General features: G+C 64.1%; 6 protein-coding genes. 4 read left to right on the plus strand and 2 right to left on the minus strand.

From position 1 onward, the window contains the following. A partial coding sequence (locus VKI00_RS33560; protein ID WP_324447612.1) for an ISKra4 family transposase occupies positions 1–1,233 on the plus strand: 1,233 nt, incomplete at its 5' end. Positions 1,234–2,066: 833 nt separating this feature from the next. On the opposite strand, the gene VKI00_RS33565 is transcribed toward VKI00_RS33560, so the two are convergent. After that, positions 2,067–2,474, minus strand: a complete 408-nt coding sequence (locus VKI00_RS33565) for a hypothetical protein (protein WP_324447613.1) — start codon at positions 2,472–2,474, stop codon at positions 2,067–2,069. Between the two features lie 343 nt (positions 2,475–2,817). Here VKI00_RS33565 and VKI00_RS33570 point away from each other — a divergent pair, with 343 nt between their 5' ends. Continuing rightward, positions 2,818–3,561: a hypothetical protein gene (locus VKI00_RS33570; protein WP_324447614.1), complete on the plus strand. Its 744-nt coding sequence runs from the start codon at positions 2,818–2,820 to the stop codon at positions 3,559–3,561. 584 nt (positions 3,562–4,145) lie between these two features. On the opposite strand, the gene VKI00_RS33575 is transcribed toward VKI00_RS33570, so the two are convergent. Next, positions 4,146–4,313, minus strand: a complete 168-nt coding sequence (locus tag VKI00_RS33575; protein WP_324447615.1) for a hypothetical protein — start codon at positions 4,311–4,313, stop codon at positions 4,146–4,148. A 153-nt stretch (positions 4,314–4,466) separates the two neighbouring features. On the opposite strand from VKI00_RS33575, the gene VKI00_RS33580 reads away from it, so the two are divergent. Beyond that, positions 4,467–4,598, plus strand: coding sequence for a hypothetical protein (locus tag VKI00_RS33580; protein WP_324447616.1), 132 nt, complete (start codon positions 4,467–4,469; stop codon positions 4,596–4,598). Between the two features lie 672 nt (positions 4,599–5,270). Continuing rightward, on the plus strand, positions 5,271–5,501 hold the full coding sequence (locus VKI00_RS33585) for a hypothetical protein (protein WP_324447617.1): 231 nt from the start codon (positions 5,271–5,273) through the stop codon (positions 5,499–5,501). The last annotated feature ends 183 nt before the right edge of the window (positions 5,502–5,684 follow it).

Raw genomic sequence — 5,684 nt, forward strand, 5'->3', positions numbered from 1 at the left:
CGCCATCTTGTTCAGGCGCAAGCCGAGGAGCACTGCCAGGTCCGGCGACGCTGCCCGCGATGTGGAGGACAGCGGCCGCTGAAGGATCGGCGGCCACGGCAGCTGCGGTCGTTGTTCGGCACGGTGGAGGTCCGCGCTCCGCGGTTTGAGCCCTGCCAGTGCAGTGTGACCCTGCGGACGATTCTCTCGCCGGTGAAGGAGATCATGCCCGATTGCTGTACGCTCGAGTATGAGCGCGTGTTGGCCGAGTTCGGTGCCCTGCTGCCCTACCGCCGCGGTCGCGCCTTGCTGGAGACCTTCTTCCCTGTCGGTGATCTCCCGACGATCGACACCATCCAGCGTCGGACGTTGCTGGTCGGCGCCAGGCTGGAATGCACGGCGATCGTGTCGCCAACGCCTCTGTCACCGCCGACCGACGCGGAGACGATCGCGCTGTCCATCGACTCCGGTCACGTGCGCGCGGTGCGCAGCTGTCACGTACGGACCTTCGAGGTGTTCGTTGCGCAGGCCAGCAACGATGATGGTGAGCAGATCGTCTTCAGCAGTGTGCCGGTCGAGGCCGATCGGCAGACCCAGCAACTGCGCGGCGTGCTGCATCGCCTTGGCGCAACACCGCGCACGGAGTTCACCATCCTCAGCGATGGCGCCGACGGACCGCGGTCGCTGGGAGAGGCGGCGAGCGTTGGCCCGACCTGCCATGTGCTTGACTGGTTCCACTTGGCGATGCGCATCCAGCATGTCGCCCAGGCAGTCAAAGGCTGGCCTGCCGTCACGAACGAAGACCGGCAAGAAGGCGCCCGCTTCGCCGATGCTGTGGAGCACGTCCGCTGGCGCCTGTGGCACGGCCAGGTGCAGCGGGCACTTGATCTGATCGGCGATACGGTGGCAGCGCTCGACGCCACCGCCCCCAGGGCGTCGCCTGCGGGTGCGACCGCGTGCAAGGTGGGTACACTCTTGCGTGGTCTGGAGACGTACGTGGCCGGGCAGGCGGCACTGATCATCGACTACGCGACGGCGCGTCACGACGCGGAGCCAATATCGACGGCGCCGACGGAAAGCACCGTGCAATGGCTGCTTCATCGCCGGATGGGCGCGAATCAGCAGATGCGCTGGTCGCCGCGGGGAGCGCATATGATGTTGAAGGTTCGAACCGCTGTCGCGAACGGCACCTTCGAGCGGGACCATGCTGTCGCTGAGAGCTGGGCACGACGCTCATTTCGCCCAGCCGCCTGACCCCCCACCTTTCGGACGGTCTCGGCGGTCAAGGTGAAGGCGAGCAAGACGGTGCGCTTCAAAGCCTCGCCGACATTGAAGCGCTTGGTCTGACGTCGCGGCTCCTGGAAAGGCGAAAGTCCCCGCTGCAGGTTCAAATCGGGGGCACGATACAACTTATGCCGAACGGTCGTCGCCTACCGGCCCCGGCGCCTCGGCAGGCCTTGGCTTGGCGTCGGCCACTCGCATGACCGTGGTCCGACTGTGGATCGGCACGGCGTTTGACCCCTCATCGGCGTCGGCAGGCTGATCCCTCCGGTGGCCACTTTCGTGTCGGCTTTTCTCGAGAATCTCCCCGGGGTCACGGACAACGAAAGAGGTCAAACCACGACGCCGATCGGCAGTGACAGTACGCCGTCCACTCGCAGGCGGCGCGGTAGGCACTGACGGCCGATCCGAGCAAGGCTCGGCGACTGAGATCTCGATACCGAATCATGCGTCCGTTGGTCGCCCGCCGCGAGAAAGTTGATCCTCGACGCCTGCCTGACACAGAACGGTAGTTCAACTTAATTGCCATGTTCTCACAATTGCAACACGACGCCCGATTGGATCGCCCGGCCTCGTTCGGGGCGGTCCGCCCGGCCCGCTCGTCGGGCTGCTGTGTCAGCGGGCCAGGCCGGTCAGGCCGCGGGCTGGGGCTGGACAGCCGTCGGTGGGTTCGCTGGTGAGGCTCTGGTGCGGTCCCCAGTTTAGAATCACACTCCTCACGACTGCGGACGCCGTGACAAGGAGGCAGAACTGGCCCGCCCTGCCAGCGCCACAGCCAGCGGCCGAGCCACCATCGGCCCGCCTGCTCAATGCGGCGCCGGTGCGCAGGTGCACGTGCAGTTGCAAGCTGGCGCGTGATAGACGCCCGGGTTATACGGCCCGGCGTATACAGGTGGAGCGGCATAGACAACCGGACGATACGGATAGCCCCACCAGCCGCGGTGCCAGCCCCAGCCCCATGGGTGCCAGCCCCAGCCTCCATGCCAGCCCCAGCCGCGCCAGCCCCAACCCCAGCCACCATGCCAGCCCCAGCCGCCATGCCAGCCGCCATGCCAGCCCCAGCCGCCATGCAAGCCGCCATGCCAGCCGCCGTGCCAGCCGCCGTGCCAGCCCCAGCCGCCGCGCCACCACGCGTCGGCGGGCTTGGGGGTCGCAAGCGGGGCGAGAAGAGCAGCCGCGATGAGGATGGAGAACAGTCCGGCGCGTAGGCGCATGGCCACGGTCTCCTCAGCAAATTGGCCAGCCCCCTCAATGGCGGGGCTAGCTAGGGAGACACTTGGTGTCGATCCGTTTCGACTACTGTTTCTTAATGTATCTCGCACGAGCGCTTGATCGTCTCGCCCAGCTCGGCCGATTTGAAGTCGATCGCGTCGCGGGCGTTGCTTCGGCAAACGATCGCCACCGCGATCGTTAATTCGATGCGCGACGGATTGCGGCTATCGTTAATAAGCCCACAACACAGGCTCGATGGTAAAATAATGTTTCATCAACCGCTGGGTTGAAGCGAAATCCCAAGCTCGGCGTTATGCAATCCGCACAACGAAAAGGAGGCATCACATGGCGAACGACGACGACGGCTCCCCCAACGATCGCGACGACCGCACCGGAGGCGATAACGGACTTCCTCCTGGAATCGCCAAGAAGGACTGGATTCCACCCGGCATCGCCAAGCAAATCCACGAGAACGAAAGGCACGTAACGGCGCCAAGTCACACGACGGTTAACCTCGGCAACAGCAACGCAACAGTCACCCTGCAGGGCAACAATATCACCGTCCTCGGCCAGGACGGCGATGTGACGGTGACCGGCGGACACACAAGCTTCGATCATATCAATCTGGGCAACGGCACCGACATCGTCACGTTCGGCCCACAAAGCAGCCACAACGTTGTCAGCGTGGGCAGCGGCCATGACACGATCAGTACTGTCGCAGGCGACAACAACAACACGTTCCGCCTGAATGGTAGTACGGCATCGCTGGTGCTGCATGGGACGAGCAACACGGTGTTCATCAATGGCGGCACGGACAGCATCACCGACAGTCCGTTCGTCTCAGACGCCTTGCGCCTGCGCGTCGGGACGTCCGGCGGCACGATCAACATCAGCAACTTCGCGGCAAGCAGCGGCGTGGTGGACCTCGCATCGAACCTGGGGTTCAGCAGCGGCGCGGCAGCGGCAGCGGCGGTGACGACGGATAACCATGGCGGAAGCCTGCTGACCTTCGCCGGCGGACTAGGCTCGATCGACTTCTACGCTGTGCCTGTCGGTTTGCTTCACGCCAGCAATTTCGAAATCACTTAGGACCGTCGCGTTCACCGGCTCTGGTAAGGAGTGCCCTGCGGAAGTCCTCCGGCAGGGCACTCTTCTTTGCCGACTGAGCCAACCGAATGAACCGGTTGAGCGGACTGTCCAGCCGGTGCCTGACGTCCCCTTCACATCCGGGAGATCCGAATGCGCCGCCCTCTTCTTCTGCTCGTTCTGCTCGCAGTCATTCCACTCGGAGGCTGCTACTACTATCCCTACGGTTATTACTATCCGTATAGATACAGACCGGCGTACTACGCGCCGCCTCCACCACCCCCGCCGGTGCGCTACTACCCCTGACCGACGACGAGATCGCAGCGGCGGCACAGATCAACGCGGCACTGCGCCATGCCGGCGGCGCTGCACGCCGGACGAGTCCCGCGGCCGGGCGGGGTCAGCCGGGTGATCGCCCAGGCGATCGGAGGGGCCCGTGAGCGTGCGATCCAATGACGCAGCGCGCGCGTCAGCACACCCCTTCAAGATGCAAGGTGTGCAACAAGCGCTCAGCAGCCCGCGAGCCTTCCATCTGCAGTCGCGTGCGAATTGCACCGCACGCTAGTGACGACCTTCGCCTGCTTCGCCTATCCGGGAAGGTTGACGATGTTCCCCGTTGACAGTTGAGGCATCGGCAACGCCCGCAGCGTCCGCCAAAACTGCGCATCGTCATCGTCGATGTCGGTGCGCTTGGCTTCGACGACCGCCTTCTTCGTGTCGGCCGGGTTAGCCCCCTCCTCGTTGCTATCGATCACGACCTCCAAGTCGCCGGGTTCGGTCGGACACCTCGGTTCGATGCCGAGCATATGCAGCGTGTCCGGCACTGCGTGGTCGCAGGCTCGATCCGGCTGGGGCGGCGTACGGATATCCTCATGTAACTGGACGAGCGGAGACTCCTGCTCGACAAGATGCGGATCAATCCGGTTGTGGCAGTCGCCGCGCCGACCGTCGTCCTGTTTGGGAACGCCGACGATCTCAGCGACCCTGTGATCGAGCCGTTGAGCATCCTCTTTTGGGAGTTTGGTTGGGTCGTCGAATAGCTTCCAGCCGGTCCGATTGCCGCGACCAGCGTGAGAAGGATCGTGACCGTGCTGAGTTCCTTGAGCAGGTCGATCATGCTCTCCTCCAGCAAGCGGGCAATGCGCACGTCTTGCCTTCCTCGCAGCTGCGTTGGCGGCCTCTTCAGGGCTGCAGCTGCGAGTTAAATCTGGACGCCATCGTCAATCGGCGTCGCGGACATCATGCGCCGTCGCACGCAGAGTCCTAATCTGCCACCCGAACGTCGGTTGCAAAAGCGGAATCCTCGCGACCATCGCGGGCACCGGTCCAAACAACTGCCAATCTACTGGGCCATGTTCTCATAACCACCCGCCCATTCGAGCGGAACGCGAAGCGCTTGGCACCGTTGCGCGTCATGGTCGCACTGATGCTGGCGCTCACTCCTAGCAGGGAGGCAACCGCCAGCCCTCGGCGGTCATCACGAGAGAAAAATCTCGGACATCTTTGGTTGGCGTTGCAACTATAGCGCGAGAGAGCGGGGGTTCGGGGTGACCATGTGACAGTCACTACCATCGCGATGCCTGCGCTCACCACCGCACCCTGTTGCGCGACCTGATCACGGTGTGCGTATGTAGCCGCAGCGCCGGCCCACCATTGAACTCGCGCGGTTTTCGTTTGCGTGATGATCTCGCCCGCAAGCAGCTCCCCGCCCTGTGATCAATGTAAGCCGGCTCCGCCAAGCACAAGGGCCTGCGGGCGCGGAGATGGTGTTCTGTTTCCTGCCTACCTCCGCCGCGCGCCACGTCGCGGCATCAGCCGTGACGGTCGTGGTCGCGATCAGGACCGTGGTCGTGGTCGTGATCCCGGTGGTCGTCGCCGCCCGAGCGTCCCCGGTCATAGTCGCTCCGATCATCCCGGTCACGGCCGCTTTGGTGCACGAATAGGCCGGCGGCGGCATCTGCCCACCGGGTCGAGTATCAACGGATCCGAACGGAGGTCGGCATGCCGAAACTCGTCATCCGATTGAGCACGTTGCATCCAATCTTTGCCTCCGTCCGCTGTTTGGACAGAGTCCGGGCCTGAAGTCGCCGGCCAATGATGGTCTTGTACCGATACACCGCAGTCTC

The organism is Mycobacterium sp. (assembly GCF_035314665.1).
In the GTDB taxonomy this organism is placed as follows: Bacteria; Actinomycetota; Actinomycetes; order Mycobacteriales; family Mycobacteriaceae; genus Mycobacterium.